The organism is Streptomyces sp. NPDC001549, assembly GCF_042894025.1.
Lineage (GTDB): Bacteria > Actinomycetota > Actinomycetes > Streptomycetales > Streptomycetaceae > Streptomyces > Streptomyces kutzneri.
In genome coordinates this window covers 358,841-384,037 of sequence record NZ_JBIAVJ010000005.1, presented here as the reverse complement: position 1 = coordinate 384,037, position 25,197 = coordinate 358,841, and the positions used below count along the sequence as shown (strand labels likewise).

The following is a 25,197-nucleotide window of genomic DNA, read 5'->3' as shown; positions in this document are numbered from 1 at the left end:
GGAAGAGTTCATAGATGAGCATTCGGCGCATGGTGAAGGTCCGTGGGGGAGTGGCTGTTGCAGGTGCGGCGGTCATGGCCCTCACGCTGGCCGGGTGCGGTGGAGACGGCGCCAAGGAGCCGAAGGCCGACGAGAAGGCGTCCACTGCACAGCCGCAGGGTGGCAGCTCGAACAAGTCGGCGACCCCCAAGGGGAGCCCAAGTCCCCAGCCGACCGAGGTACTCGCTACGGCGAACGGTGATCCCGGCATTGTTCTCACGATCAACTCGGCTGTACGTGATCCTGATGGCTTTGTCACTGTCAGCGGAGAGATCAAGAATGGCGGAAGCGGGGTCTTCACTAAGGTCACGGCCTGGCGTGGTGACGAGAAAGGCGCCAGCGGTGCGTCCGTTGCGGGCGCGACCTTGATCGACAAGGTCGGCAAGAAGCGGTATTACGTGCTTCGGGACAGCGAGAATTGCCTCTGCACGACAGGAATCACCCGAATCGATGCCGGTACATCAATCCCCTTCTTCGTGCAGTTCCCCGCACCGCCTGCCAGTTCCACCGAGGTCGACTTCACGCTACCCACCTTCGCCACGGCAACTATCAGGATCTCCGGGTGACGCCATGATTGCAGTGACCTATCGTCATCGTGTAGCCGCTGCGACTGCCGCCGTCGGCCTTGTCGTTGCTGGAGGGCACTTCATCGGCGCGAGTGCCGCGTATGCCGACGACGTCAAACCATCAGTCCCCCCCGGCACCGAGCCATCCGCCTCCGCGCCCGTGCAGATCGACTCCAACGCGCCCGGGCTGAAGATCCCGCAGGGTGGGACGCTCGCGCCGGTCAAGGTGCTGGACATCGCCGAGGTCGTCGAAGACCTCGGTGGGGAGCAGCGGCGGCAGGAGACCAATCAGACCGTCATGATGGCGCTGCAGTCGGAGGTGTTGTTCCCGGAGAACAGCGCCGTGTTCAACGCGCAGGCCGCAGCCCGGATCCAGGCCATCGCCAACGAGATCAACACGCAGAAAGCGACCCGCATCCGCGTCTTCGGGTTCACCGACGACCAGGGCAGTTACGAGCACGGCAAGGAGCTGTCCAAGCAGCGCGCTGATGCCGTGCAGGCCGAGCTGGCCAAGACCGTCACCAATCCCAGCGTCGTCTTCGACGTCCGTGGCTACAGCGAGGACTACCCGATCGCCGACAACAGCACGGAGGAAGGCCGCAAGAAGAACCGCCGCGTCGAGATCACCTTCCCCCGCAGCACGGGCGGTGGCTAAGGGGCCGGCGGCTTCCCGATGTCCCCCTCGATCGCGGCCCAGAGGTAGATCCGCGTGGCGCCGGGCTGGAACTCGTGCGCGTAGATCTTCGCGCAGAGACCCAGGGCCTTGCTCTCGGGCGTCTGCGCGTCACCGTGACAGACGGACCGGTGACGCATTCCCTCGGTGAAGGTCTCGGGCTCGGGGAGTCCGAGGTGGGTGAAGCCGTCGCTGCGGGTGTACCCCGGAGCCTTCGGATCAAGGTTGGGGAGCATCTTCTTACCCGGCGGCACCAGCGGCTGCAGGAAGCTGTCGGCCTCAGCCGTCGTCACCGTGAAGGAGAGCAGCCCGACGTCGTACTGCGAGCTGGTCTTGAACCCGGCCCGGCGGTCCGTGGCCGCCTGTGGCACCTGGAACCCCATCACCCCGGCCATCCACTCGGGTGTGGCGTTCTCCTCCCAGCAGCACTTCGTGTCGTGCTCCATCAGACGCTGCCAGGTGATCATGCCCAGTACGAGCAGGACGGCATACCCGAGGCCGCACAGCCCGGCGAACACACCCGCACCTACGGCGAGACGTCGCCTCCAGGACCATGTCTGCTTCCGGGGCCCGACCTGGGCAAGGGAATCGTTCATCGTCCGAGTTCTCCTTCCCCGTCCCGCGCATGGCGACCTGGATCGCTGCGCTCACCTGTCCGCCCGGGGTCGCCGGGTCCGGGCACATCTGATCCGCTTGCCTGCAGCTCGTAGTGCTTGACCGAACTGCTTCCCGCCATGTTGAACTCCTGGGCCAGGCCGACCTTGTGCTGTTGGCCCATCTCGCCATCGGGAATGTGGATCGGGCCGACGTCGACGCCCTTGCCCTCGTCCCAGTTGTACCGGTCCCAGACGTTGACCTGGTAGTCCAGGCCGACCACCGGCTGTCCGTCGGCCCCTGATGTGACGGTCACCACACCCGTCACGTTCGACCGGGCGGAGCCGACCGCGTAGAACCAGTTCGGATCCGTCTCCTTGGTGAAGGAGTAGTCCTCGCCGCTCGGTGTCTCGACCGGTATCGCGACGGGGCGCCCGCCGTTCCTCTGGGACTCTGCCAGAGACGGTCCGTATCGCCACGGACGGCCGTTCGGTGCCGTGGATCGCGCGGGGCGGGTCGTGGGGGCCGCGGCCTGGTGAGGCCGGGCCGGGCTCAGTCGGCCAGCAGGTGGTCGGCCTTGCCCGCCTTGATGTCCCGGATCAGCTGGCGGAGGGCGTCGGCGGTGTCGGTGAGGTAAGTGGCTTCCGCGCCCGCGACGGCGATGTAGCTGTTGCCGTCCCCGTCCACCCCTATTCGGTAGCAGTTGTTTCCTTCCCCGCAGTACGGGTCTTCCCAGGTGACGTCGGCCATATGTGGCTCCTCAAAGGTCGCGGGCGATCGTGTGGATGAAGTCGCGGGACGCGTCCTCGGACAGCGCGTGCTGGTCCATCCAACGGAGATGGGAACGGTACTTCGCGAGCTGTGACGCGTCGTGGGTGAAATCCGGGCCGTGCGCCGAGTCCAGCTGCACCGTGTCGAGCAGGCGCACGGGGCCCTCGGCGTAGAGCATCGCGTGGCCGGCGCCGGGGAAGGCCCCAGCCTCTACGGACAGCACGCGCAGCGTGATGTTGTCCCGCTCCGACACCGTGCACAGGTGTTCCAGCTGCTCCCGGGTGGCCCGGCGGCCGCCGAACTGCATACGCAGGGCGGCCTCGTGTACGTACCCCGTGTACGGCCGGGCGCCGTCGCCTTCGAGTACCTGCTGCCGCTGCATGCGGTGGGCCACCCGCAGTTCGACCTCGGACGCAGGGAGCGCCGGGATCACGGAGCCGAACACGGCTCGGGCGTAGGCGCCTTGGTGCAGCAGCCCTGGAAGGTGCACCGTCTGTACGGTGTGCAGGCGCGTGGCGTGCCATTCCAGCTCGGAGACGTCCAGCAGCCCGGCCGGGATCGTTCCCCGGTAGGCCTCCCACCAACCGCGTTCCGGCGGATGCGCCAGAGCGGCCAGGCCGGCGACGTACACCTCGTCCGTCATGCCGCAGTGGCTCGCGAGGGTGTGCAGCCGCTCCGTGCTGACGGCCCGTAGGCCTTGTTCGATCGCGGACAGCTGTGAGCGGCTGACGTTGAGCACCCCGGCGGCCGACTCGGCGGAGACGTCTGCCGCGGCGCGCATGCGGCGCAACTCCGAGCCCACACGCCGCTGTCGTGCCGTCGGGGAAGTCCTGGCTGTCATGCCTGCAGTCTGCCGGTTGCGGTGCCACCTGACGAAGGTCCGGCAATTTTCGCGACTAGGGGTGCAATTGTGCCCGCATCGCCTACATTAAGTGATGCACCGCTCACGCAACGGGAGTTGAAGTGCATCGCCGCAGCATGCCTCGGGCCTCGGCGACGAGCCACGCTCCCAGGCCCCGCGTCAGCCATCCGTGCGCGTCGAACTCGCCGTAGTCACCTCCGACCTCAGGGAGTCCGCGATGTCCACCCACCCCTTCATCGTCTGTCCGGTGTCCCCGCCCGAGCCCGCCGGGGACGGGCCGCCCGCGCTCGACACGCTCACGTGCAGCCTCACCGTGCCCGGGTCCGCACAGCGCCCAGATCGCGCGGGCCGCCGTAGGGTCCGTCCTGCACGCGTACCGGCTCGATCCGCTGGTGCCCGCCGCCGGGCAAGTCACCGGGGAACTGGTCGCCGCCGCCTGGATGTTGGATCCGGGGCGGAGTCTCTACCTGTCCGTCCGCTATCGGGACGAATCGCTCCGGCTGACCGTCTACGACGGCCACGCGCCCCATGCCCACCCTCGCCTCGCCGCCCACTGCGAGGCCCGGCGGCGGACGGCGCTGCAGCTCATGGGTGCGGTGGTCCGGGAGTGCGGCGGGGCCTGGGGTTTCGGGGAGTCCCGCGAGCCCGGCGGCGGTACCCGGACCTGGGCGAGCTTGCCGAGGTCCGGGACCGCTGCGTACCTCGCCGGCTGACCGGCACGGGGTGCGCATCAAGAGGCAGTCAAGAAGATCCGCCGGCCCCCGGTCGTGGGTGCGGGTGGGTCCGACTAGCCGGTCGGACTACGGGGGTTGCCGCGCCGGAGGCGGCCGCGGGAGGCCTCCACGATCGTTCCGAGGACGAGCGACTGGGCCAGTACGCAGAGGACGAGTTCGGTGATGAAGAGCCACGCCGCGGGTTGGCCATCCCCGGGGGCCGTGCCATGGGCCAGTCCCACGAGGAGGAACAGCGGGAACGCGCACAGGGCGGGCAGCACCCATACGAAGCCGGGGTCCTGGGCGAACAGCGTGACGGCCGTCGCGAAGGCCACGGCGACGCCGACGAGGCCCAGGTAGATCAGCGAAGCGGGGTTGGCGAAGGTCAGGCGGACGAGCGTGCGAGCGGTCATGGATTCCCCCAGGCTGTGTGGACTCCCTCCATGATCGGAAGTACGTGGGGGCTTGTCGTGAGTACCCCTACCCAGAACGGTGCGCACGGTCCGGCCCCTCCCCTGTCGGGGCCGGACAGCGGCAGCTCCGGTGCGCGGGATCAGCCGAACTGGCCCGGCTGGTAGTCGCCCGCCGGCTGCTGGACGATGACGTTCATCCGGTTGTACGCGTTGATCAGTGCGATGAGGGTGACCAGTGCGGCCAGCTGGTCCTCGTCGTAGTACTTGGCGGCGTCGGCCCAGGCCTCGTCCGTGACGCCGCCGGCCGCGTCGGCGATGCGGGTGCCCTGCTCGGCCAGTTCCAGGGCCGCCCGCTCGGCGTCGGTGAACACCTTCGCCTCGCGCCAGGCCGCGACCAGGTTCAGCCGTACCGGGTCCTCCCCGGCGTGCGAGGCGTCCTTGAAGTGCATGTCGGTGCAGAACCCGCAGCCGTTGATCTGGCTGGCCCGGAGCTTCACGAGTTCCTGCGTGGCGTGCGGCAGGGTCGAGTCCGAGATGACCTTGCCCGCGGAGTTGATGTACCGGGCGAACTTGGTCGCGACCGCGTTGCCGTAGAAGTTGAGGCGCGCTTCCATCGTGATCTCCTTGCTGTGTCGACCGTTACACAGCTCTGACGGAAAACGCGGCCCGGATGTGACAGCCCTACGGGACGAGGTGACGTGACCTGCGTCACTCCCCCATGAGGAGCTCCGCGATCTCCCGGGCCCGGCGGGCCGGCTCCGGGCCGGGAGAGAGGGCGGCCACCGCCGTCGCCCCCTCGGTCAGGATCAGGAGCCGGTCGGCGAGGGCGGGGTCGGCGGTCAGGTCGGCCAGTAGCGCGTGGAGTTCCGCCTTGTGGATGCGGACGATCTCCGGGGCCGCCGCCCCCAGTTCCCCGTACGCGTTGAGGAACGCGCAGCCCCGGAAGTCGGGCTCGGTGAACCAGTCCGCCAGCCAGTCGAAGACCGCGAGCACGCGTGCCCGCGGCTGCGCCGGGGCGAGGGCCGCGGTGCGCAGGGAGTCCAGCCAGCGCCGGTCGCGGCGTTCCAGGTAGGCCGTGACCAGCGAGTCCTTGGCCGGGAAGACCCGGTAGAGGCGCTTGAGGGGGACCCCCGACTGGGTGCGGATGCGGTCCATGCCGACGGCCTGGATGCCGTGCCGGTAGAACAGCTCCTCCGCCGCGTCCAGCAGTCGGGTCCGTGCCTCTTCATCGTCCATGAGGGCAGGGTAGCCCGTTTCCCCTTGCGGCGAGAACGTGCGTTCTCGTACGGTGGGTGGCGAGGAGAACGTTCGTTCTCACTCCTCTCGCCCTTCCCCCCTCCGGAGGATCCGCCGTGACACGTCCGCCCCTGCCGCCCTTCACCGAAGAGTCCGCCCGTGCCAAGGTCCAGGCCGCCGAGGACGCCTGGAACAGCCGCGATCCCGAGCGCGTCGCCCTCGCGTACACAGAGGACTCGGTCTGGCGGAACCGCGACCGCTTCCTCACCGGCCGCGCCGAGATCCGCACGTTCCTCGCCGGCAAGTGGGAGCGCGAACTCGACTACCGGCTCCGCAAGGAGCTGTGGGCCTTCACCGGCAACCGCATCTCCGTCCGCTTCGAGTACGAGTGGCACGACGCCGCCGGCCAGTGGTTCCGCAGCCACGGCAACGAGCAGTGGGAGTTCGACGACGACGGCCTGATGAGGCGGCGCGAGGCGAGCGTCAACGACGTCCCGATCGCCGCCGAGGACCGCCGCCTCGTCTGATCCGTCCGCGCCCCCGGCGCCGGTCCGGTGCTGCGTACGTCCGCTCCTCGGCCGTCCCGGCAGGGGCCGCCATCTCGATGGCCAGGCTCCTGCGCGGGTTCACCCGGAGGCCGGGTCGGGCGACTCTCCGCGCAGCTCGGTGGGTGCCGACGGGGCCGGCAGGCGCGGGTCCCCGTTGCCGTCCAGGGGGGTACCCGGCGGGTAGCGGGCGCAGTCGGCGTGCGCGGAGACTTCGAGGCGGTCGCCGGGGTACGTCGTGAGCGAGATGGTCCGGCCGGCGCCGGGGAGTTCGAGGCGCAACCCGGCCTGGGGGAGGTGGGGCGAGTTCTCGTAGTCCGTGACCTTCCAGCCCTGCTGCGTCAGGGCCTTCCTCACCCGCTCGAGCGCGGGCTCCGCCTCGGCGCGCGGGACACCCCTCAGCCCCCATGTGTCGCTCACCGTGACGACACCAGGGGCTTCCGGCGGATAGGCGATCCCGCGCTGGGACCAGTGGCGCATGCCCCGGAGGTGGCAGTCGTCGCCCTCGGCCACCAGGCCGGCGCCGGGCCAGTCGGCCAGTTCGGCGCGCGGCAGGCCGAGCGCGGTGTACGCCGACTGCGTGTGGCCTTCCAGCTCCCGGGCCGTCGCGGCGGGATCGGCGACCGGATACGGAGTTCCGTCCCAGATCGGCGCGAACCACCGGGCGAAACCCACCGTGCCGCCCACCACGGCGGCCAGGGCCAGCCCGGCAGCCGACGCCGCGCGGATCTTCCGGCGCCGCGCGGGGGCGGAGGTGGGGGCGGGGCCGTGGGGTCGCTGAGTCATGCCGACACCTTCCACCGGGCGTCGGGAGGAGGGCATGAGTAGCCGCACTCAACCGCCACCTCGCCCGTACTCAGGTGCTCGGCGCGTGCCGCGGAGTGCGCACCGCGCCGCCCCCTATGCCTGGTGGTGAGCCTGGGTGATGAGGTCCGTGGCGACCTCCAGGGCGGCCAGGCGGGTCTCCTCCGGGTTGCCCTCGACGTGCTGGAGGAACATCATCCCGGCGTGCAGCGTGAACAGCGCGCTGACGCAGCGGACCTGGTCCGTCAGCGGGCCGTCCTGCGTGCGGAGCAGTTCCACCAGGGTGAAGAGCCGCTTCTTCACCGTCTCGCCGATGCTGAGCTCGCGCGTCGTCGCCTGGTTCTCCTGCATGAACCGGTACAGCACGGCGCCCGCCGCCATCGCCTCGCTGTAGCGGCGCAGCACCTCGCGCTTGGTCTCCAGGGTGCGCGGCTGGCCCTCCGCCCATGTGATCAGCTCGTCGATGGGCCGTGTCAGGTCCTCGAAGATGCTGATGATGATGTCTTCCTTGGTCTTGAAGTGGTAGTACAGCGCCGCCTTCGTGACCTCCAGCCGCTCCGCGATCTCGCGCAGCGACGTCTTCTCGTACCCCTGCTCGGCGAAGAGCTCCAGTGCGACGTCCTGGATGCGCTGGCGCGTGTCGCCACGGCGTCGCTGCGGACTGCTGCTGGACATGGCTCTCCCAATTACTTACTTGACGCCCGGCTAGTTGCGGGTCTACCGTCCCCATTGTAGTGAACTAGCCGGGCGGCAAGTAAGTGCCGGTGCGGGACGTAGTGCGAGCGGTAGGGCCAGGGGAGTGGACATGGTGGACAAAGTCAAGCCTGCGGGGACTTCGGAGGAGGTGAAGCCGCGCAGCGTACGGGTCGTCCTCATGGCACTCATGATCGCGATGCTGCTGGCGATGCTCGACAACATGATCATCGGCACCGCGATGCCGACGATCGTCGGCGAGCTCGGCGGCCTGGAGCACCTGTCATGGGTGGTCACCGCGTACACGCTGGCCACCGCGGCCTCCACCCCCATCTGGGGCAAGATCGGCGACATGTACGGGCGGAAGGGCGCCTTCCTCACCTCGATCGTCATCTTCCTCATCGGCTCCGTGCTCAGCGGCATGGCCCAGGACATGGGCCAGCTGATCGGCTTCCGTGCGATCCAGGGCCTCGGCGCCGGCGGTCTGATGGTCGGCGTCATGGCGATCATCGGCGACCTGATCCCGCCGCGTGAGCGCGGCAAGTACCAGGGCATGATGGCCGGCGTGATGGCCCTCGCCATGATCGGCGGCCCGCTGGTCGGCGGCACCATCACCGACCACATGGGCTGGCGCTGGTCCTTCTACATCAACCTGCCGCTCGGCGCGGTCGCGCTGGCCATGGTCACCGCCGTGCTGCACCTGCCCAAGAAGCGGTCGCAGGGCAAGATCGACTACCTCGGCGCCGCGCTGCTGACCGTCGCCATCACCTCCACCGTCCTCGTGACGACCTGGGGCGGCACCGAGTACGCGTGGGGCTCCGCCGAGATCCTGGCCCTCATCGTCGTCGGCGTCCTGTCGACCGCCGCGTTCCTCTACGCGGAGACCAAGGCCGCCGAGCCGGTCATGCCGCTGCACATCTTCCGCAGCCGCAACTTCACCCTCATGTCGGTGATCGGCTTCCTCGTCGGCTTCGCGATGTTCGGCGGCGTGCTCTACCTCCCGCTGTTCCAGCAGTCGGTGCAGGGCGCCTCCGCCACCAACTCGGGCCTGCTGCTCCTGCCCATGCTGCTCTCGATGATGGTCGTCTCGCTGATCGCGGGCCGCGTCACCACCAGCAGCGGCAAGTACAAGATCTTCCCGATCGCCGGCGGCGCGCTCATGGTCGTCGGGATGTTCCTGCTCGCGACCATGGACACCGGCACCACCCGCCTCGTGTCGGGCCTCTACATGGCCGTCCTCGGCGCCGGTCTCGGCTTCCTGATGCAGATCACCATGCTGGTCGCGCAGAACAGCGTCGAGATGAAGGACATGGGCGTCGCCTCCTCCTCGGCGACCCTCTTCCGTACGCTCGGCGGCTCCTTCGGTGTGGCCCTGATGGGCTCCCTCTTCACCACCCGGGTCACGGACACCATGGCCGAGCGCCTGGGTCCGGAGGCCGCCGGAGCCGCGGGCTCCGCCCAGCTGGACGCCGCGAGCCTGGCCAAGCTGCCCGAAGCGGTACGCGACGCCTACCAGCACGCGGTGGCCGCCGGTACGCACTCCGCGTTCCTGCTCGGCGCGGCCATCGCCGTACTGGGCTTCGCGGCGGCCTGGTTCGTCAAGGAGGTCCCCCTCCGCGGCGCGGGCCCGGCAGCCCCGGCCGGTACCGCGGACGGCGAGAAGGCGGCCCCGGCCGCACAGGAGTCGCTCGCGCACTGACCGGGCGCGCACCGCACCGGCATCAGCACCGGAATCAGCACCGGCGCAGACGCCGCCAGGGAGGCGGCACCCCCGGGACGACCGGGGGTGCCGCCTCCCGGCACGTCCGGGCCCCGAAAGATCCGAAAGGCGCGGCTACCTGGGGTCGTCCGTCTCCCAGGGGTGGGTGAAGGCGCCGGGGCGCAGGCCCCACGCGGCGAGCACGGTGAGCAGGCCGGCCTCGTCCGCCGGGTCCGCGGACGCGACGAGGACCGCGCCGATGTCGTGGTCGAAGCCGTCGAGGCGGTCGCCGTCGTACTCCCAGTGCTCCAGACGGAAGCGGCGGTCCGTGTCGCCGCGCACCCAGCCCTCGTCCCGGGCCCGGTGGTCGGCCCGGTTCCGGGCGGGGGCTATGTCCACGAACGCCCGCCGCCCCGGACGGGATGCCGGGACTTCCGTCACCAGTCTGCGGCCCAGCCGGAGCGTGGTCAGTTTGTCCGGAGGCCAGTCGGGTCCGTCATGCATGCGGCCCATTCTCGTCCGGCCCGCCGCCCCGGGTGCCGGTGAACCGCCTTGGCTGCGGGAGGACTTGGGACCGGGCGGAGCGGAGTCCGGGGATCGGCCCGTTTCGGGCGTGTTCGCGCGGGCAGGTATGCAACTCCATGGAGGACTAAAGTCCCATCGGCCCCAACAGTCCCATAACAGGGAATTTATGGGCTATTTGGCTGGAACTCCTCGGCGGCGATGAACGTCCTGATCCACAGAACGCTCACAAAGCGGATGGGGAGTGGACAGTTCATGAGTTTCTTGGCGCGTGCGAACAAGAAGAGCGTCCGGGCCGGTGCCGCCGTCGTGGCCTCGGCCGCCGCCGTGGCGGCGACCGTGTGGGGCGTGGCGGCCCTGGTCGGACCGGACGGAACCGCCGCCTCCCAGCAGAACGTGGCCCGGCCGGGCGCCACCGACAAATCCGGCCGCGGCGACGACGGCCGGCCCGGGCAGCAGCCGCAGGGGATACCCGAGGGCATAGCCCACGCATCCGAGAGCGGCGGCAACGCCGTCAACATCACCATCGACGACGGCCCCGACCCCCGCTGGACCCCGAAGGTGCTGGACGTCCTGCGGCAGCACGACGTCAAGGCGACCTTCTGCATGGTCGGGCCGCAGGCCAAGGCCCACCCCGACCTGGTGAAGAAGGTGGTCGCAGCCGGACACCGGCTCTGCGACCACACCATGAGCCACGACACGGCCATGGACAAGAAGCCCGTCGCCTACCAGGAACAGCAGATCCTGGAGGCGAAGAAGCTGATCGAGGAAGCCGCGGGCGGCGGCGCCGAGGTCGAGTACTACCGGGCCCCCGGCGGCGCGTTCACCCCCGACAGCCGGCGCATCGCCGCCGCGCACGGCATGCGGCCGCTCGGCTGGAACGTCGACACCAAGGACTTCGACAAGCCGGGCACGGCCGCCATCGTGAGCGCCGTCAAGCGCGAGATCGGCAACGGCCCGACGGTGCTCTTCCACGACGGCGGCGGCAACCGCGCCCAGACCGTCGACGCCCTCGACCAGGTGCTGACCTGGCTGAAGGAGCAGGGCCGGCCCACCGGCTTCCCCGTCCGCACCGCCCCGGACACCCCCGACGCGGCAGGCGCTCCCGCCACCCCCGGCGCCTCCTGACACGCCGTCCGCCGCGCGAACGGGTGACGGTCGACGACGCGGACCTGCCCGCGTTGTTCCCTGGTCGGGCACGGACGAACGTACGCCCGACCAGGAGGCTCCTGTGGCCATCGCCCCCGCCAGACTGTCCGACCCGGTGGTCGGCGCCCTCGTCGCCGCCGTCAACGCGCACGACAAGGACGCCTTCCTCGGGGTCCTGACCGCCGACGCGACCATGTCCGACGACGGATCCGACCGCGATCTGCACGACTGGATCGACCGCGAGATCTTCGACTCCGGCGGCCACATGGACGTCCAGTCCGAGTCCGACGGCGGCCGCACCCTGCTCGTCAACTACCGCAACGACACCTGGGGCGAGATGCGCACCACCTGGCGCTTCGTGATCGCCCCCGGCGGCGGCCGGATCAGCCGCTTCGAGACCGGTCAGGCCTGAGCGGACTCCTGAACGGACTCCCCGGCGGACTTTCCGGCGGACTCCGGCCCGCGCGCCACGCCCAGCACCGCCGCCGTCAGGCGGTCGTTCTCCGGGGCGCGCCCGCCCGGGAAGCCGAAGCGGCGGCGCGTGTAGCCGTACGCGATCCCCGTGACCGGGTCGGCGAAGCCCTGGGCGCCCGCCGCGCCGGAGTGCCCGAAGGCCCCGGGGCCCACCGCGGGCTGCTGCTCGAAGCCGAGCCCGAAGTGGTCCGGCTCCGCGGTCACCGCGTCCGGGCCCGGCGTGTGCAGCCGCGCGAACTCGGCGGCCGTGTCCGGAGCCAGCAGCGGAGCCCGGCCGTCCACCACGCCGATCGCCGCCGCGTACAGGGCCGCGACCCCGCGCGCCGAGCCGATGCCGCCCGCCGAGGCCGGGCCGAGCGCGCGGGTCTTGGGGTGGTTGGCGTGGGCGACCAGGTCCATCGGCGGCTCGCGGTGCGCGTTGAAGGCGACCGCCAGCAGCTTCGGCGGCGGCCCGCCCGCCTCCCGCGCCGCCCGCTGCCCGGGCGTCGGCAGCATCTCCAGCACCGGCTTCCACCGGCCCTCCTGCGAGGCCGGCAGGCCCATGTAGAGGTCCAGCCCGTACGGGGCGCGCACGCGCTCCTCGTACAGCTCCTGGATCGACCGGCCGGTCGCCCGCCGGACCACCTCGCCGGTCAGCGCGCCGATCACGAAGGCGTGGTAGCCGTAGGCCTCGCCCGGCTCCCAGAACGGCTTCTGCGCGGCCAGCCGGGCCGCGATCAGCGCGTCGTCCGCGATCTCGTCGTAGTCGAAGCCCTCGTCCGTGCCGATCAGCCCCGACCGGTGGGCCAGCAGCTGGCGCAGCGTCAGCCGCTCCTTGCCGTCCCCGGTGAACTCCGGCCAGTACGAGGACACCAGGCGCTCCAGGTCCAGTACGCCGTCCTGCACGAGCAGCGCCACCACGAGGTGCGCCGCGCCCTTGGTGATGGAGAAGACCCCGCTGACGGTGTCCCCGCCGGTGTCCTCGCCCGCCCACAGGTCGACCACGCGCCGGCCCCGGTGGTGCACCACGAGCTGGGCCTCGGGGGAGTGCGGCTCGGCCGCCACGAAGGCCGCGAACTCCTCCCGCACCGGCTCCCAGCCCGCCGCCACCGTGCCGCCCACGCCACCGCCCACGCCACCGCCCACGCCACCGCCCACGCCGCCGTCCGCGTACTCGCCCACCGGATCCCCCGTCGATCGTCGCATCGTCATATCTCCTGACCGGCAACGGGAGTTGATCACCGGGTATTCCGCGGCCACCGGAACCGGGCGCTCCCGTACGGGTGAAAGCGCGCCCGGCGTCGTTCCGGCCCGCCGGAGGGTCCCGTTGGTCCGGGCATGAAGCGCACCCGCATCGCCGCTCTCGCCCTCGCCACCGCCTCGGCGGCCCTCGCGCCCCTCCTGGGCCAGGCCGCCACCGCCGCGGAGGGAACGGCGTACCTCCAGGACCCGGCAGGCGGCGAGAAGACCATGAAGTCGATGTGGACCAAGGACGAGATGCACAAGGTGGAGGCGCAGTTCCGCTTCCACCCCGGGGTCCAGTACAGGACGGTCACCCGCCCCGGCCCCTCGGGCGCGCCGGACTACGAGCGCAAGGTCGCCGACCCCAAGACCCTGGCGTGGCTGCCCGGGTACGAGTTCGCCTGGTCGGTGTCGGATTCGACGGTGGTGAAGAAGGCGGTGACGGTGAAGGAGGGCGAGCACCCGATCGTCGTGCACGCCGTACTGCGCTCCGCAGACCGGGCCAAGGTCGCGGAAGTGCGCAAGGAGCTGACCGGGAAGCCGCCGACCGGGCGGGAGAAGGTCGCGGGCGACAAGCGGATCGCGTGCGACACCGGGGAGTACACGGTGGAGTGGTCGGTCACGCGCTCGGGATACGGAACGCTGGCGGGGACGCTGCGCTGGAACTCCAGCTGCGAGCAGTACCGGACGGCGTTCGCCGCGGACCACGGGCAGCAGCGCTGAGGGTCCGGGTGGAGGCCGGCCGCCCCGTGCACCTTGTGAGTGCTCGTCGGGCGACTGGGCCGAGGCCTTGGATCAAGTGCCGTAGTGGCCATGGTGCCGCACGGGGTGGTCTGCGGCATGGGTCGAAGGTCCCGTGTCGAGGAATTTCTCAGTGCTTCTTGGAGGCCTGGGCGGCCTGTCCGGCGATGTCCTCCAGCACGCCCTTCGGGCTGCCGGTCGGTTCCACGGCACGTCCGATGTTGCGCTTGATGGTGTCGCTGACCGTCAGCCAGGACGGGTCGTTGACCGGGTAGAGCTGGGCGCCGCGCAGCGCGTTCAGGAACTGCGTGTCGTTCTTGTCCAGGCCGCCCCCGGCCGGGGTGCGCGAGGCGGTGACGGTGGACGGCAGCAGGTGGTAGCGGCCGGCGAAGTCCGACAGGTTCTTGTCCTGGTAGATGAACTCCAGGAACTTGCCGATCTCCGCGCGCTTGCCGTTCTGCTTGAAGGCCATCATCCAGTCGGCGACACCGACGGTGGGCGGCGGCACCCCGGTGCCGAGGTTGTCCGAGACGGGCATGGAGGTGGTCGAGACACCGATGCCCTTGGCGCGCGCCTCGTGGGCGAGCGAGGGATAGCCGTTGACCATGCCGACCTCACCGCGCAGGAAGGCCGCGAAGGCGTCGGCGCGGTTCAGCTGGGACGGCGGGGTCGGGCCGGTGAACCCGGCACCGACCATCTCCTTCTTGACCCAGTCCCAGGTCGCGATGTTCTGCTCGGAGGCCAGGCTGTAGTTGCCGCTGCTGTCGGCGTAGCCACCGCCGTTGGCGAGCTCCCAGATCAGCGCCTCGGCGTGCGCCTCCTCCGGGCCGAGCGGCAGGGCGTAGGGGTACTTCACGCCCTTGTCCTTGAGCGCCTTGGCGTCGGCCTTGAGGTCGGACCAGGTCTTCGGGGGCTCCTTGATGCCGGCCTTGGCGAAGAGCGCCTCGTTGTAGAAGAGGAGACGGCTGCTCGCCACGAAGGGCAGGCCGTAGAGGGTGTTGCCGACGGAGCCCGCGTCGGCGAGCGGCTGGAGGAAATTCGCCTCGGCGGTGACCGAGAGGAGTTCGTCCGCGGGATACAGCTTCCCCTGGGCCGCGAAGTCCGAGTAAGACCCCATCAGCGCCACATCCGGCGCCTTGCCGGCCTTGACCATACGGGAGACCTCGCGGTCGATGTCGGTCCACGGCAGGAGCTTGACGTCGAGCTTGATTCCGGGGTTCGCCTCGTTGAAATCGGCCGCCATCTTCTCCCAGAAGGGCTTGGAACTGGTGGCCGGGCTGTCGCCGTATTCGGCGGCGACCAGATGCAGCGTACCGCTGTCACCTGCATCGTCTCCGGACCCACCGCATCCGGCCAGTGGTATCAGCAGACCGAGCACGGCCGTGGTGGCGGTCGTGCCGGAAATTCTTCGTCGCACGGGTGTATTCCCCTGATTTTCTTTTGGATCCCGTTATTACTTATGAGTTGCTCCGGGTTGAGGTGTCCCTCGATGGCCCGTTGGCCGGAATTCTCTCCTGAGGGAGGGGTGGTTGATTCCATTGGGGGCGCACTTGTGGTCAATGCTCCAAGTGGGGGTTTTCCCTATGGTGTTTTCCGATATGTGATCCAAATACTGGACGCGCGTAGACATGCCGAAAAGCCCGTTTCCGGTCTCGGAACGGGCTCTACGGGCTTTGCGGGTTGCGCGGGTTTTGCGGGCTCTTCGGGTACGGGCTAGTCGGCGAACTCGCCCGCGTACGGGTCGGGCTCGCCCGTCTCCGGGTTGCGGCCCTCCTGCCAGCGCCGCTGGGCCTTGCGCCAGTGCACGAAGCTGAGGTGGCCGCCGTCCCAGAAGGTGATGCTGACGGGGCTCACGTCGAACTCGTCGGAGCACAGCCGGTAGAGGAACTCGGCCATGCCGTACGGATAGACCGCGAAGGAGTCGGCGGTGTGCCGCCCGCAGACCAGGACCGGCCACCGGTCCGGGTCGGGGTCGGAGGTGAGCCAGCACAGGATGTCCGACCCGCCGGTGACGCCCCAGGCGATGATCGACTCGGGGTCCACGTCGAAGGCGGAGCGGCCGCCCTCCGCCTTCCAGGTCTGGCGGGCGTTGTCGGTCTCCTCGGCCATCCCGGCCGGGTCCCACTGGAGTCCGGGCTTGGGCAGCGGCAGCAGGATGCTGGCCTCGCCGTTGATGGAGCCCGCGCCGAAGCGGCCCATGAACGCGACGAAATCGGCCGGGAATCGGGTCCCCCAGACGGCCTCCACCGCCGGCCAGTCGATGTCCTCGTCGGCGCCGTGCGTCGCCGGCATGATCTGCTCCAGCGCCTTGATCCGCGCGTTCTCCGTCATGCCGCTCCCCTGATGCCCCAGCTCAACCGCCCCAACCTACTGCCAGCGAGGGGCCTCGCCTAGCAGCGAGTGAGACGCCCTGGTACGTCCACCTTGATGAGGGTTCCGGCCCGCAGACCCCAGCCCGCCATCGCACCGGCCGCCGACTCCAGGACGTGCCGGGAGCGCAGTCGCGGCAGCCCGAGCCGGCCCGGCCCCATGGTGACCACGGCGAGCACACCGAGGCCGCGGTCGAGGTACGCCACGTCGATCGCGAACCGCATCCGGAAGGTGTGCACGCTCGCCGCGGGGGTCAGCAGCATCGCGCCGTCGATCCCGTCCCGCCCGAGCAGCCCGCGGGTCCGCGCCCCGTACGAGGCGGCGATCTCCAGCGGGATCTCCGTAGGGTCCGCGCCGACCCGCAGCACGGCCCGGCCGTCTTGCCAGTGCGCCATGGCGGTCACCTTAGGGGGTGTTCTACCTTCGCCGGATGACGGGTGTGCTGGTGATCGTTCTCGCCGCCGGGTACGGCGTGGCCGCCGGGCTCCTGCTGCCGCGCCCCGCCTACCGCCTCGCCGTCGAGCCGGGGGACCCCTGGCAGGGCAGCTGCCCGCAGGGGCACCGGCTGGCGGGCCGGCTGGGCGGCTGGCTGGGCCCGGCCCGCTGCCGGCCGCCGGCGCAGCCGCCCGGGCCCCCGCACGCGTACGGGCGGCGGGCCGCGCCCCTGGCCCTGCTCACCGCGGCGGTCTGCGCCCTGCTCGCGGCCGCCGTCGGGGCGCGCCCGGAGCTGGTGGCCTACGTGGGCCTCGCCCCGCTGCTCGTGCTGCTCGCCCTCGTCGACCGCGCCGTGCACCGGCTGCCGGACGTACTGACCCTGCCGCTCGCCGCCGCGGTCGCCGCGCTGCTCGGGGCGGCCGCCCTCGCGCCCGGCTCCGCCGGGTCATGGCGGCTCGCGCTGCTGGGCGGCGGCGCGCTCGGAGCGGCGTACCTGCTGCTCCATCTGATCAACCCGGCCGGAATGGGCTTCGGCGACGTCAAGCTGGCGCTCTCGCTGGGGGTCGCTCTTGGGTGGTACGGGTGGGGGGTATGGTCCGCCGGGGCGTTCCTCGGCCTGCTCTACGGGGCCCTGTACGGGCTGATCCTGCTGCTGCGCGGCTCCGACGAGCGGAATCAGGGCTACGCGTTCGGCCCCTTCATGGCGGCCGGAGCACTCACCGGAGTGCTGCTGGGTGGTTTCGGAGCGTAATCATCGTGCGCCAATGCACGCAGCATGCTTTACGAAGGGTTATGGTGGAACCCCCCCCTCGGGCCGGTCCGTATCCCCCCCACGGACCGGCCCGTTTTTTGTTTTCCGGCTTCTCGACCGTGCTGCGCGGTAAATGCGCAGGTCAGCCGCGTTGGGCCCAGATGTTGGTGCCGGGGGTGGAGACGGCGAGGGAGTCGATCTCCTTCAACTCGGCCTCTCCGAGCGGCGCGGACGCCAGCGCGGCCACGTTTTCCTCCAGCTGCGGCACGCTCGACGCACCGATCAGGGCCGAGGTCATCCGTTCGTCGCGGAGCACCCACTTGAGCGCCAGCTGGGCGAGCGACTGCCCGCGGCGGGCCGCGATCTCGTTCAGACCGGTCAGCCGGCGGAGCACCTCGTCCGAGAGCAGGTCCGGGTTCAGGGACTTGCCCTGCGCGGCGCGCGAGTCCGCCGGGATCCCCTTCAGGTACTTGCCGGTCAGCATGCCCTGCGCGAGCGGCGCGAAGGAGATACAGCCCATGCCGGCGTCCTCCAGGGTGTCCAGCAGCCCGTCCTCCTCCGTCCAGCGGTTGATCATGGAGTAGGAGGGCTGGTGGATGAGCGGGCGCACCCCCATCCCGCGCAGGATCCGCACGGCCTCGGCCGTCTGCTCCGCCGTGTAGGAGGAGACGCCCACGTACAGGGCCTTGCCCTGCTGGACCGCGGACGCGAGGGCGCCCATGGTCTCCTCCAGCGGGGTCTGCGGGTCGAATCGGTGCGAGTAGAAGATGTCGACGTAGTCCACGCCCATCCGCTTCAGCGAGGCGTCGAGCGAGCCGAGCAGGTACTTGCGGCTGCCCCACTCGCCGTACGGCCCGGGGTGCATCAGGTAACCGGCCTTGGTCGACAGGATCAGCTCGTCGCGGTAGGGCGCGAAGTCCTGCGAAAAGATCTTGCCGAAGTTCACCTCGGCCGAGCCGGGCGGCGGGCCGTAGTTGTTCGCCAGGTCGAAGTGGGTGATGCCGAGGTCGAAGGCCCGGCGGAGGATCGCCCGCTGGGACTCCAGGGACCTGTCGTCGCCGAAGTTGTGCCAGAGGCCGAGGGAGATGGCAGGGAGCTTGAGGCCGCTGTGGCCGGTGCGCCGGTACTCCATGGAGTCGTAGCGCGAGGGCTCTGCCCGATAGGGATTGGTATCAGTCACGTTGTCCTCCCTATCACGGAGTTGTGACAGACCGAGTTGGGTACCCGATCCCACCGCGCAGTAATGTGGCGGACTCGGGGGAGGGACCGCATTTCGCACGGGGGCAAGGCACGGAGGGGCTGGAAGATCGTGAAGCTGCGCGACCTGGTGTACAGGCTTTATGCACGCCGGGTGGAAGGCCGCCTCGACCATGATGCGGCGCCCAAGCACATCGGCGTCATCCTGGACGGAAACCGCCGCTGGGCGAAGGCGTCCGGAGGAACGACGGAGCAGGGCCACCAGGCCGGCGCCGACAAGATCTCCGAGATGCTGGGCTGGTGCACCGAGACGGACGTCGAGGTCGTCACCCTGTGGATGCTCTCCACGGACAACCTGGACCGGCCCGAGGTCGAGCTCCGCCCGTTGCTCAACATCATCGAGAACACCGTGCGGGGTCTCGCCGCGGACGGCCGCTGGCGCGTCCACCACGTCGGCAACCTCGACATCCTGCCCGCCCGGACGCAGACCGTGCTCAAGGAGGCCGAGCAGGCCACCCACGACGTCGACGGGATACTCGTCAACGTCGCCGTCGGCTACGGCGGCCGCCAGGAGATCGCCGACGCGGTCCGCTCGCTGCTGCTGGAGCACGCACGCAAGGGCACTTCCTTCGAGGAGCTCGCCGAGATCCTCGACATCGACCACATCGCCGAGCACCTCTACACGCGCGGCCAGCCGGACCCGGACCTCGTCATCCGCACCAGCGGCGAACAGCGGCTGTCCGGATTCATGCTGTGGCAGAGCGCCCACAGCGAGTACTACTTCTGCGAAGTCTTCTGGCCGGCCTTCCGCAAGGTCGACTTCCTGCGGGCCCTGCGCGACTACGCGGCCCGTCACCGGCGCTACGGCACCTGATTCCCGTAGGTCCCGCCACCCCCTCCCCTCGAAGCCTTCACCAGGGATTCACCGAGCGTCCGTCATATGCCATGGCATGGCCTGGCCTGTTCGGGGAATATCCCTTTCAGGTCGATGCCCGATCCACGGGTGTCGAGTCTCAGCGGACGGCATGGGGTCGTCCGCCCGGGAGGCCCTTTGCACCAGGACGCACGTGCGGTTCGCACGGACGGAGTGGAGGGCCGGAAATCGGCCCTGGCATGGGTGCCGATGACCGGTCCGGTCTTCATGGCCCGACCTCTTCCGAGGGGGTACGTCCTTCCGTGGTGACCAGCACAAAGAGCCGCCTGCCCGACAGGCGGACCTACGTCCTCGACACCAGCGTCCTGCTGGCAGACCCCAATGCGATCTCCCGCTTCGACGAGCACGAGGTCGTGCTCCCGATCGTGGTGATCACCGAGCTGGAGGCAAAGAGGCACCATCCCGAACTCGGCTACTTCGCGCGCCAGGCCCTGCGCCTGCTCGACGACTTCCGGGTTCGCAACGGTCGCCTGGACGCCCCCATCCCGCTGGGCGATCTGGGCGGCACCCTGCGCGTCGAGCTCAACCACTCCGACACGAGCGTCCTGCCCGCCGGCTTCAGGTTGGGGGACAACGACTCGCGGATCCTCGCGGTCGCCCGCAACCTCCAGGCCGAGGGCTACGACGTCACGGTGGTTTCGAAGGATCTCCCACTGCGCATCAAGGCCTCCTCCGTGGGGCTGATCGCCGAGGAGTACCGCGCGGAACTCGCGATCACCGACGCCGGCTGGACGGGCATGAGCGACCTCGCCCTCTCCGGGGAACAGGTGGACCTCCTCTACTCGGAGGACCGCCTCTACGTGCCGGAAGCCGCGGAACTGCCCGTGCACACCGGACTGATCCTGCAGTCCGAGCGCGGCAAGGCCCTCGGCCGGGTCACGGCGGACGGCAACGTGAAGCTCGTACGCGGCGACCGCGAGGCCTTCGGGCTGCACGGCCGCAGCGCCGAGCAGCGCATCGCGCTGGACCTCCTCCTCGACCCCGAGATCGGGATCATCTCGATGGGCGGCCGGGCCGGCACCGGTAAGTCGGCGCTGGCGCTCTGCGCGGGGCTGGAAGCGGTCCTGGAACGCAGGCAGCACCAGAAGGTGATGGTCTTCCGGCCGCTGTACGCGGTGGGCGGCCAGGACCTCGGCTATCTGCCCGGGGACGCCTCCGAGAAGATGAGCCCCTGGGCGCAGGCGGTCTTCGACACCCTCTCGGCGGTCGCCGGGCGCGAGGTCATCGAGGAGGTGCTGAACCGCGGGATGCTGGAGGTCCTGCCGCTCACGCACATCCGCGGCCGCTCGCTGCACGACGCCTTCGTGATCGTGGACGAGGCGCAGTCGCTGGAGCGCAATGTCCTGCTGACCGTTCTGTCCCGAATTGGAGCTAATTCGCGGGTCGTTCTGACCCATGATGTCGCCCAGCGGGACAACCTGCGGGTCGGCCGGTACGACGGAGTGGTCGCCGTGGTCGAGAAGTTGAAGGGCCACCCGCTCTTCGCCCACATCACGCTGACGCGCTCGGAGCGCTCCCCGATCGCGGCACTGGTCACCGAGATGCTGGAGAACCTCTGAGGTCAGATCGGTCAAAAACCCCATAGCGGGAAGGTGAGTTGGCGCCGCCCGGCAAAGGCCCGAGAGCCTAGCCGGGCGGCGCCGTGCTGCACAGGTCTTTTCTCAAATCGGCGGCGACATGCCAGGTGTGACCTTTCACACGCAGCGGAGAATTGCCTTGCGGTGTGGCGTTCCGGCAGAGTCTGGTTTCCGTCAGGCCCCGCATACGGCACACCTGTATCTCCCGTGAGGTACGCGCAGCACCACAACTCCACAGCCGATCGCCGTATGCCGCCCGGAGTTTCACGCGGCAGCCTCCGCAGGGGGGTTGCCCACGGGCCCGCGCCTCCAGTGACCGTAGAACCACGGAGGCCAGAGTCGAGGGCACTTTTGCGCCCGCGCGGTCACTGCGGACGCTGCTGGAAGGACACCGTGTGAGCCGGATCTCGGTCCGGGGGTTCGCCGTGGCTTCGGCCACCGCGGTCACCACCGTCGGCGCAGTCGTAGGCGTTGCCACCGGCGACCCCACGAACGATCTCGAGACGACCGCGTCCGGCGCGACTCTCCTTGCCGACATCCCGGTCGGCGACCAGGCACAGGTCCAGAGCGCGTCCCTGACGCAGCAGGCCGATGCCATCGCCCACGCCGCCGATGCCGACGCCAAGCGTTCCGCCGAGGAGGCCGCGCGCGTCCAGGCCGCCGAGGACGCCAAGTCCAAGAAGGCGGAGGCCGAGAAGGAGAAGGCCGAGGCCGAGGCGAAGCAGAAGAAGGAACGCGAGGAGAAGGAGGAGGTCGCCAGCCGCTCCGCCGCCCGCGACGCCGGGGACTTCGCCCCCCAGAGCTCCTACACGGTCGCTCAGGTCAAGGCCATCGCCCAGCAGATGGTCCCGGCCGGGCAGTTCCAGTGCTTCTCGAACATCATCAACCAGGAATCCACCTGGAACTACAAGGCCGTCAACTCCTCCTCGGGTGCTTACGGTCTCGTCCAGGCCCTGCCCGGTACGAAGATGGCCTCGGCCGGCGCGGACTGGCGCACCAACCCCGCCACGCAGATCAAGTGGGGTCTGAACTACATGGAAGACCGCTACGGCAGCCCCTGCGCCGCCTGGAGCTTCCACCAGGCCAACGGCTGGTACTAGCCGGCCCGCGCCGCCGCAGGCGCCGCAGCACCGCACAACCCGGGGGAGCCCCGCACCGTCCTACGGTGCGGGGCTCCTCGCGTGTACGGTCTTCGAGGTGAGCCCGCAGACCGGGGGCGGGGGAAGGAAAGCGACATGGCGAAGAGGGAAGGCTGGCTCGGCCGGCTCGGGAACAAGCTGAACCGGATGGAGGCGCGGCTCAACGAGCGGCGTGCCGAGGTCGAAGCCGAGACCAGGGGCGACCTGCCGGGCTCCGCCGGGCCCGGGCGGACAGCGGCGGCCGCGGCCTCCGAGGCGTCCGCCGCCGCGAGCGCCACCGCGACGACCGTTCCCGCCCCGCCCGCCTACCCGCCCGTGGTTCCCGCGCCCCACCTCGCCGCCCCGGCCGCGCCCGTGCGCCCCGACCCGGCGAGCGTCGTCCCCTGGGGGATGCGCGTCGCCGCCGAGGCCAGCTGGCGGCTGCTGCTCCTCGCCGGGATGCTCTGGGTGCTGATGAAGGTGATCAGCGAAGTCCGCCTGGTCGTCCTCGCCTTCGCCGCCGCCATGCTCGTCACCGCGATGCTCCAGCCCTTCGTGGTCCGGCTGCGCAGACTGGGCCTGCCGCGCGGTCTGGCCACCGCCGTCACGGCGATCCTCGGCTTCGTGGTCATCGGGCTCGTCGGCTGGTTCGTGGTCTGGCAGGTCATGGAGAACCTCGACGACCTCTCCGACCGGGTCCGCGACGGCATCAACGAGCTCAAGCTCTGGGCACTGGACAGTCCGTTCCACGTGACCGAGAAGCAGATCAACGACATCGCGAAGAACCTCAGCGAGACCATCGGCACCAACACCGAGCAGATCACCTCCGCCGGACTGCAGGGCGTCACGGTGCTCGTCGAGGTCCTGACGGGCATCCTGCTCGCGATGTTCTCCACGCTCTTCCTGCTCTACGACGGCAAGCGCATCTGGAACTGGGCGCTGGGCCTGGTCCCGTCCGCCGCCCGGGCCGGTGTCGCCGGCGCCGGTCCGCGCGCCTGGCGCACGCTGACCGCGTACGTGCGCGGCACGGTCATCGTCGCCCTCATCGACGCCATCTTCATCGGCCTCGGCATCTACTTCCTGGACGTGCCGATGGCGGTGCCGCTGGCCGTATTCATCTTCCTGTTCGCCTTCATCCCGCTGGTCGGCGCCGTGGTGTCGGGCGCCCTCGCGGTGGTCGTGGCGCTCGTGACCCAGGGCGTGTTCACCGCCCTGATGGTGCTGCTGGTGGTGCTGGCGGTGCAGCAGATCGAGGGCCACGTGCTCCAGCCCTTCATCCTCGGCCGGGCCGTACGGGTGCACCCGCTCGCGGTGGTGCTCTCGGTGGCCGCAGGCGGCATGATCGCGGGCATCGGCGGAGCGGTCGTGGCCGTGCCGCTGGTCGCCGTCACCAACACGGTGGTGGGCTACCTGAAGGCGTACTCGCGCGAGCAGCACCACCTCGGATCCGGAATGATCGGCCCGGCCCCGCACGGTTCGACGGCCCTGAGCGTGGCCCCCGAGGGCGAGGGGCACGTCACACCCTGACCGTCCCCCCGGAAGCAGATATTCCGGCGATCGAGGCTGCGATGATCGACTTGCTTCGCGTGCCGACGGCATCGCTGAGGAACCAACGGACCCTGGGGGACAGACATGATCACCGATCCGGAGCTCGGCGAGGGGTGGAAGACCGAGGCTTTGGAGCCGGCCCCTTCGGCGGACCGGCCCGCTCCGCGCGAGCGGGCGGCCGGCGGTCCGGGCCCGCGGTCGTGGCTGTGGGCGCTGGGCGGCGCCGTGGCCGCGTCGGCGGTGTGGGCGGGCGGGCTGTACGCCTTCGGGGACCGGATGGCCGAGCCGGAGATCTCGTACCGGGCGTCGAAGAACCTCTGCCAGGACTTCAAGGCCCGGGCGCTGAGCGGGATCACCGGAAACATGCACACGAAGAAGCCGGTGAACCACGAGAGCGACCAACCGGCCGTGTACGTGGCACGGTGTGGCCTGGAGAACGCCGGGAAGGAGGGGGTGGCCTCGGACTTCGCGGTGGTTGCCCAGGTCGGCCTGCACAAGAAGACGGATCCCTCGCCCGAGTTCGACGCACCGGATCTCCGCGTCCTCGCCTACGCGGGCGCCGTGCGCACGGCAGCGGTGCCGGACCTCGGAGAGCGTGCCGTGATGAACGTGATGTCCGGCGATCGGTGGCTGATCCTCAAGGTGCTGGACGGCGGAGTGGTGTTCACCGTCGAAGCGGGCGCTGACACCCTCGCCGAGACGAACGGCCGGCCCGCCACCGACGTCGACGCGGTCCAGGCGGCGATGATCGAGGACATGCGTGAGCTGATGTCGGCGCTGAAGAAGTAGGGCGGGGATGATCACAGAGCCGGAGTTAGACGGGGAGTGGGAGTCGGCGCGACCGGCCGAGGTCGTACAGGACACCGAGGTGCGCGAGGCACGGGCGCCGCGCCCGCCGCGCCCGCCGTGGCAGTGGGTCGCTGCGGCGGTCGTGGCCACCTCCGCGCTGTGGACGGGCGGACTGTACGCCCTCGGGGACCGGCTCGCCGAGCCGGAGATCCGCTACCGGGTCACGGACGACCTGTGCGGCCAGTTCAAGGCCCCGGCCCTGGAAGGGCTGCTGGGCGGCCTTCCGGACACCGCGCCGGAGACGGGCGGCAGGCATCCGGCACTGGACTGGGCGGCGTGCTCCCGCAACAGCGACAGGCCGGCCTCCACCGGGACCTTCGACACGACGGCCACGGTCGAACTGCACAAGAAGACCGATCCGGCGGCCGAGTTCGCGCTCGACACCCCGATCAGCCGGCTGTTCGTGGCCGACGGCGGCGGGTGGGAGTCGGTGCCCGGTCTCGGGGAGGAGGCCCTCGTCACCCGTCCCGGGAACGAGATCAGGACGACCGGCCTCCGGCTGCGGGTCCGTGACGGCGGCGCGGTGTTCACGATCGACGTGTCGATCTTCGACGTGAGGGGCGAGGGCGGCTCCGACCCCCGGGTGGATCCCCTGCCGGCCCCCGACCGGGATGCCCTGGTGGCCGCGGCGGTCGAGGACGCGCGGGCGCTGATGGCCGCACTGCGCACGAGCTGACGGCACAGGGCCCCGCGACCGTTTCCG

Annotated in this window: 30 protein-coding genes; 15 read left to right on the top strand and 15 right to left on the bottom strand. The window is 70.2% G+C overall.

Translation table 11 applies throughout. The features are described from left to right. Nucleotides 1–14: 14 nt before the first annotated feature. Nucleotides 15–605 carry a hypothetical protein gene (locus tag ACFY04_RS11915; protein ID WP_389115939.1) on the top strand — a complete coding sequence of 197 codons (591 nt, stop codon included), beginning with the start codon at nt 15–17 and terminating at the stop codon, nt 603–605. Nucleotides 606–609: 4 nt separating this feature from the next. Then, nucleotides 610–1,260: an OmpA family protein gene (locus ACFY04_RS11910; protein WP_389115937.1), complete on the top strand. Its 651-nt coding sequence runs from the start codon at nt 610–612 to the stop codon at nt 1,258–1,260. On the opposite strand, the gene ACFY04_RS11905 is transcribed toward ACFY04_RS11910, so the two are convergent. From ACFY04_RS11905 to ACFY04_RS11890, 4 genes are all read right to left on the bottom strand, one after another. Further along, nucleotides 1,257–1,874, bottom strand: a complete 618-nt coding sequence (locus tag ACFY04_RS11905) for a hypothetical protein (RefSeq protein ID WP_389115936.1) — start codon at nt 1,872–1,874, stop codon at nt 1,257–1,259. The genes ACFY04_RS11910 and ACFY04_RS11905 overlap by 4 nt on opposite strands. Beyond that, complete coding sequence (locus tag ACFY04_RS11900; RefSeq protein WP_389115935.1) at nt 1,871–2,191, bottom strand: hypothetical protein; 321 nt, start codon at nt 2,189–2,191, stop codon at nt 1,871–1,873. Before ACFY04_RS11900 ends, ACFY04_RS11905 begins: the two co-directional genes overlap by 4 nt. Before the next feature lie 233 nt (nt 2,192–2,424). Then, a complete protein-coding gene (locus ACFY04_RS11895) occupies nt 2,425–2,622 on the bottom strand; it encodes a hypothetical protein (protein ID WP_389115934.1) in 198 nt (65 codons plus the stop codon). A gap of 10 nt (nt 2,623–2,632) precedes the next feature. Then, nucleotides 2,633–3,484 carry a helix-turn-helix domain-containing protein gene (locus ACFY04_RS11890; protein ID WP_389115933.1) on the bottom strand — a complete coding sequence of 284 codons (852 nt, stop codon included), beginning with the start codon at nt 3,482–3,484 and terminating at the stop codon, nt 2,633–2,635. Nucleotides 3,485–3,897: 413 nt separating this feature from the next. Between ACFY04_RS11890 and ACFY04_RS11885 the strand changes: the two genes are divergently transcribed. Beyond that, the gene (locus ACFY04_RS11885) at nt 3,898–4,218 is read left to right on the top strand and encodes a hypothetical protein (protein ID WP_389115932.1); all 321 of its coding nucleotides are present in this window, start codon (nt 3,898–3,900) and stop codon (nt 4,216–4,218) included. A gap of 74 nt (nt 4,219–4,292) precedes the next feature. On the opposite strand, the gene ACFY04_RS11880 is transcribed toward ACFY04_RS11885, so the two are convergent. From ACFY04_RS11880 to ACFY04_RS11870, 3 genes are all read right to left on the bottom strand, one after another. Then, nucleotides 4,293–4,631 carry an SCO4225 family membrane protein gene (locus ACFY04_RS11880; RefSeq protein ID WP_389115931.1) on the bottom strand — a complete coding sequence of 113 codons (339 nt, stop codon included), beginning with the start codon at nt 4,629–4,631 and terminating at the stop codon, nt 4,293–4,295. A 140-nt stretch (nt 4,632–4,771) separates the two neighbouring features. After that, nucleotides 4,772–5,245 (bottom strand): carboxymuconolactone decarboxylase family protein, encoded by a 474-nt coding sequence (locus tag ACFY04_RS11875; protein ID WP_369475537.1) that lies wholly within the window; start codon nt 5,243–5,245, stop codon nt 4,772–4,774. A 94-nt stretch (nt 5,246–5,339) separates the two neighbouring features. Then, on the bottom strand, nt 5,340–5,867 hold the full coding sequence (locus ACFY04_RS11870; protein ID WP_389115929.1) for a TetR/AcrR family transcriptional regulator: 528 nt from the start codon (nt 5,865–5,867) through the stop codon (nt 5,340–5,342). Nucleotides 5,868–5,983: 116 nt separating this feature from the next. On the opposite strand from ACFY04_RS11870, the gene ACFY04_RS11865 reads away from it, so the two are divergent. Further along, nucleotides 5,984–6,394 carry a DUF1348 family protein gene (locus tag ACFY04_RS11865; protein WP_389115928.1) on the top strand — a complete coding sequence of 137 codons (411 nt, stop codon included), beginning with the start codon at nt 5,984–5,986 and terminating at the stop codon, nt 6,392–6,394. A 99-nt stretch (nt 6,395–6,493) separates the two neighbouring features. Here ACFY04_RS11865 and ACFY04_RS11860 read toward each other — a convergent pair whose 3' ends face one another. Both ACFY04_RS11860 and ACFY04_RS11855 read right to left on the bottom strand, forming a co-directional pair. After that, entirely contained in the window at nt 6,494–7,198 is a 705-nt protein-coding gene (locus tag ACFY04_RS11860; protein WP_389115927.1) for a hypothetical protein, read from the bottom strand. 114 nt (nt 7,199–7,312) lie between these two features. After that, the gene (locus ACFY04_RS11855; RefSeq protein WP_389115925.1) at nt 7,313–7,891 is read right to left on the bottom strand and encodes a TetR/AcrR family transcriptional regulator; all 579 of its coding nucleotides are present in this window, start codon (nt 7,889–7,891) and stop codon (nt 7,313–7,315) included. A 130-nt stretch (nt 7,892–8,021) separates the two neighbouring features. Here ACFY04_RS11855 and ACFY04_RS11850 point away from each other — a divergent pair, with 130 nt between their 5' ends. After that, nucleotides 8,022–9,608, top strand: a complete 1,587-nt coding sequence (locus ACFY04_RS11850) for an MDR family MFS transporter (RefSeq protein WP_389115923.1) — start codon at nt 8,022–8,024, stop codon at nt 9,606–9,608. 135 nt (nt 9,609–9,743) lie between these two features. Here the strand turns inward: ACFY04_RS11850 and ACFY04_RS11845 are convergent, their stop codons facing one another. Beyond that, entirely contained in the window at nt 9,744–10,112 is a 369-nt protein-coding gene (locus ACFY04_RS11845) for a hypothetical protein (protein ID WP_389115922.1), read from the bottom strand. A 273-nt stretch (nt 10,113–10,385) separates the two neighbouring features. Here ACFY04_RS11845 and ACFY04_RS11840 point away from each other — a divergent pair, with 273 nt between their 5' ends. Both ACFY04_RS11840 and ACFY04_RS11835 read left to right on the top strand, forming a co-directional pair. Beyond that, nucleotides 10,386–11,258 carry a polysaccharide deacetylase family protein gene (locus ACFY04_RS11840; RefSeq protein WP_389115920.1) on the top strand — a complete coding sequence of 291 codons (873 nt, stop codon included), beginning with the start codon at nt 10,386–10,388 and terminating at the stop codon, nt 11,256–11,258. Between the two features lie 103 nt (nt 11,259–11,361). Next, a complete protein-coding gene (locus ACFY04_RS11835; RefSeq protein ID WP_389115918.1) occupies nt 11,362–11,691 on the top strand; it encodes a nuclear transport factor 2 family protein in 330 nt (109 codons plus the stop codon). Here ACFY04_RS11835 and ACFY04_RS11830 read toward each other — a convergent pair. Further along, nucleotides 11,682–12,938: a serine hydrolase domain-containing protein gene (locus tag ACFY04_RS11830; RefSeq protein ID WP_389115917.1), complete on the bottom strand. Its 1,257-nt coding sequence runs from the start codon at nt 12,936–12,938 to the stop codon at nt 11,682–11,684. The two genes, ACFY04_RS11835 and ACFY04_RS11830, sit on opposite strands and share 10 nt — an antisense overlap. 132 nt (nt 12,939–13,070) lie before the next feature. On the opposite strand from ACFY04_RS11830, the gene ACFY04_RS11825 reads away from it, so the two are divergent. Continuing rightward, a complete protein-coding gene (locus tag ACFY04_RS11825; RefSeq protein ID WP_389115915.1) occupies nt 13,071–13,697 on the top strand; it encodes a hypothetical protein in 627 nt (208 codons plus the stop codon). Between the two features lie 148 nt (nt 13,698–13,845). Here ACFY04_RS11825 and ACFY04_RS11820 read toward each other — a convergent pair whose 3' ends face one another. From ACFY04_RS11820 to ACFY04_RS11810, 3 genes are all read right to left on the bottom strand, one after another. Continuing rightward, the gene (locus ACFY04_RS11820; RefSeq protein ID WP_389115913.1) at nt 13,846–15,132 is read right to left on the bottom strand and encodes an extracellular solute-binding protein; all 1,287 of its coding nucleotides are present in this window, start codon (nt 15,130–15,132) and stop codon (nt 13,846–13,848) included. 296 nt (nt 15,133–15,428) lie between these two features. After that, nucleotides 15,429–16,046 (bottom strand): SMI1/KNR4 family protein, encoded by a 618-nt coding sequence (locus tag ACFY04_RS11815; RefSeq protein ID WP_389115911.1) that lies wholly within the window; start codon nt 16,044–16,046, stop codon nt 15,429–15,431. Nucleotides 16,047–16,105: 59 nt separating this feature from the next. Beyond that, nucleotides 16,106–16,480 (bottom strand): DUF192 domain-containing protein, encoded by a 375-nt coding sequence (locus ACFY04_RS11810; protein WP_389115910.1) that lies wholly within the window; start codon nt 16,478–16,480, stop codon nt 16,106–16,108. A 35-nt stretch (nt 16,481–16,515) separates the two neighbouring features. On the opposite strand from ACFY04_RS11810, the gene ACFY04_RS11805 reads away from it, so the two are divergent. Beyond that, entirely contained in the window at nt 16,516–17,271 is a 756-nt protein-coding gene (locus tag ACFY04_RS11805) for a prepilin peptidase (RefSeq protein ID WP_389115908.1), read from the top strand. Nucleotides 17,272–17,413: 142 nt separating this feature from the next. Here ACFY04_RS11805 and mgrA read toward each other — a convergent pair whose 3' ends face one another. After that, nucleotides 17,414–18,451 carry an L-glyceraldehyde 3-phosphate reductase gene (mgrA, locus tag ACFY04_RS11800; protein WP_389115907.1) on the bottom strand — a complete coding sequence of 346 codons (1,038 nt, stop codon included), beginning with the start codon at nt 18,449–18,451 and terminating at the stop codon, nt 17,414–17,416. Between the two features lie 129 nt (nt 18,452–18,580). Between mgrA and ACFY04_RS11795 the strand changes: the two genes are divergently transcribed. The 6 genes from ACFY04_RS11795 (at nt 18,581) to ACFY04_RS11770 (ending at nt 25,170) form a co-directional block, all read left to right on the top strand. Further along, nucleotides 18,581–19,342, top strand: a complete 762-nt coding sequence (locus ACFY04_RS11795; protein ID WP_030385783.1) for an isoprenyl transferase — start codon at nt 18,581–18,583, stop codon at nt 19,340–19,342. A gap of 302 nt (nt 19,343–19,644) precedes the next feature. Beyond that, entirely contained in the window at nt 19,645–20,961 is a 1,317-nt protein-coding gene (locus ACFY04_RS11790) for a PhoH family protein (RefSeq protein ID WP_389115905.1), read from the top strand. 395 nt (nt 20,962–21,356) lie between these two features. Beyond that, nucleotides 21,357–22,079: a transglycosylase SLT domain-containing protein gene (locus ACFY04_RS11785; protein WP_389116032.1), complete on the top strand. Its 723-nt coding sequence runs from the start codon at nt 21,357–21,359 to the stop codon at nt 22,077–22,079. Between the two features lie 135 nt (nt 22,080–22,214). Then, nucleotides 22,215–23,624 (top strand): AI-2E family transporter, encoded by a 1,410-nt coding sequence (locus tag ACFY04_RS11780; protein ID WP_389115903.1) that lies wholly within the window; start codon nt 22,215–22,217, stop codon nt 23,622–23,624. Between the two features lie 105 nt (nt 23,625–23,729). After that, complete coding sequence (locus ACFY04_RS11775) at nt 23,730–24,434, top strand: hypothetical protein (protein ID WP_389115901.1); 705 nt, start codon at nt 23,730–23,732, stop codon at nt 24,432–24,434. Between the two features lie 7 nt (nt 24,435–24,441). Further along, nucleotides 24,442–25,170, top strand: coding sequence for a hypothetical protein (locus ACFY04_RS11770; RefSeq protein WP_389115899.1), 729 nt, complete (start codon nt 24,442–24,444; stop codon nt 25,168–25,170). The last annotated feature ends 27 nt before the right edge of the window (nt 25,171–25,197 follow it).

Bases quoted from the DNA above. Each gene is read 5' to 3' on its own strand.
- ACFY04_RS11915 (WP_389115939.1), top strand. From the start codon at position 15: ATGAGCATTCGGCGCATGGTGAAGGTCCGTGGGGGAGTGGCTGTTGCA.
- ACFY04_RS11910 (WP_389115937.1), top strand. From the start codon at position 610: ATGATTGCAGTGACCTATCGTCATCGTGTAGCCGCTGCGACTGCCGCC.
- ACFY04_RS11905 (WP_389115936.1), bottom strand. From the start codon at position 1,874: ATGAACGATTCCCTTGCCCAGGTCGGGCCCCGGAAGCAGACATGGTCC.
- ACFY04_RS11895 (WP_389115934.1), bottom strand. From the start codon at position 2,622: ATGGCCGACGTCACCTGGGAAGACCCGTACTGCGGGGAAGGAAACAAC.
- ACFY04_RS11890 (WP_389115933.1), bottom strand. From the start codon at position 3,484: ATGACAGCCAGGACTTCCCCGACGGCACGACAGCGGCGTGTGGGCTCG.
- ACFY04_RS11880 (WP_389115931.1), bottom strand. From the start codon at position 4,631: ATGACCGCTCGCACGCTCGTCCGCCTGACCTTCGCCAACCCCGCTTCG.
- ACFY04_RS11875 (WP_369475537.1), bottom strand. From the start codon at position 5,245: ATGGAAGCGCGCCTCAACTTCTACGGCAACGCGGTCGCGACCAAGTTC.
- ACFY04_RS11870 (WP_389115929.1), bottom strand. From the start codon at position 5,867: ATGGACGATGAAGAGGCACGGACCCGACTGCTGGACGCGGCGGAGGAG.
- ACFY04_RS11860 (WP_389115927.1), bottom strand. From the start codon at position 7,198: ATGACTCAGCGACCCCACGGCCCCGCCCCCACCTCCGCCCCCGCGCGG.
- ACFY04_RS11855 (WP_389115925.1), bottom strand. From the start codon at position 7,891: ATGTCCAGCAGCAGTCCGCAGCGACGCCGTGGCGACACGCGCCAGCGC.
- ACFY04_RS11850 (WP_389115923.1), top strand. From the start codon at position 8,022: ATGGTGGACAAAGTCAAGCCTGCGGGGACTTCGGAGGAGGTGAAGCCG.
- ACFY04_RS11845 (WP_389115922.1), bottom strand. From the start codon at position 10,112: ATGCATGACGGACCCGACTGGCCTCCGGACAAACTGACCACGCTCCGG.
- ACFY04_RS11840 (WP_389115920.1), top strand. From the start codon at position 10,386: ATGAGTTTCTTGGCGCGTGCGAACAAGAAGAGCGTCCGGGCCGGTGCC.
- ACFY04_RS11830 (WP_389115917.1), bottom strand. From the start codon at position 12,938: ATGCGACGATCGACGGGGGATCCGGTGGGCGAGTACGCGGACGGCGGC.
- ACFY04_RS11825 (WP_389115915.1), top strand. From the start codon at position 13,071: ATGAAGCGCACCCGCATCGCCGCTCTCGCCCTCGCCACCGCCTCGGCG.
- ACFY04_RS11815 (WP_389115911.1), bottom strand. From the start codon at position 16,046: ATGACGGAGAACGCGCGGATCAAGGCGCTGGAGCAGATCATGCCGGCG.
- ACFY04_RS11810 (WP_389115910.1), bottom strand. From the start codon at position 16,480: ATGGCGCACTGGCAAGACGGCCGGGCCGTGCTGCGGGTCGGCGCGGAC.
- ACFY04_RS11805 (WP_389115908.1), top strand. From the start codon at position 16,516: ATGACGGGTGTGCTGGTGATCGTTCTCGCCGCCGGGTACGGCGTGGCC.
- ACFY04_RS11780 (WP_389115903.1), top strand. From the start codon at position 22,215: ATGGCGAAGAGGGAAGGCTGGCTCGGCCGGCTCGGGAACAAGCTGAAC.
- ACFY04_RS11775 (WP_389115901.1), top strand. From the start codon at position 23,730: ATGATCACCGATCCGGAGCTCGGCGAGGGGTGGAAGACCGAGGCTTTG.
- ACFY04_RS11770 (WP_389115899.1), top strand. From the start codon at position 24,442: ATGATCACAGAGCCGGAGTTAGACGGGGAGTGGGAGTCGGCGCGACCG.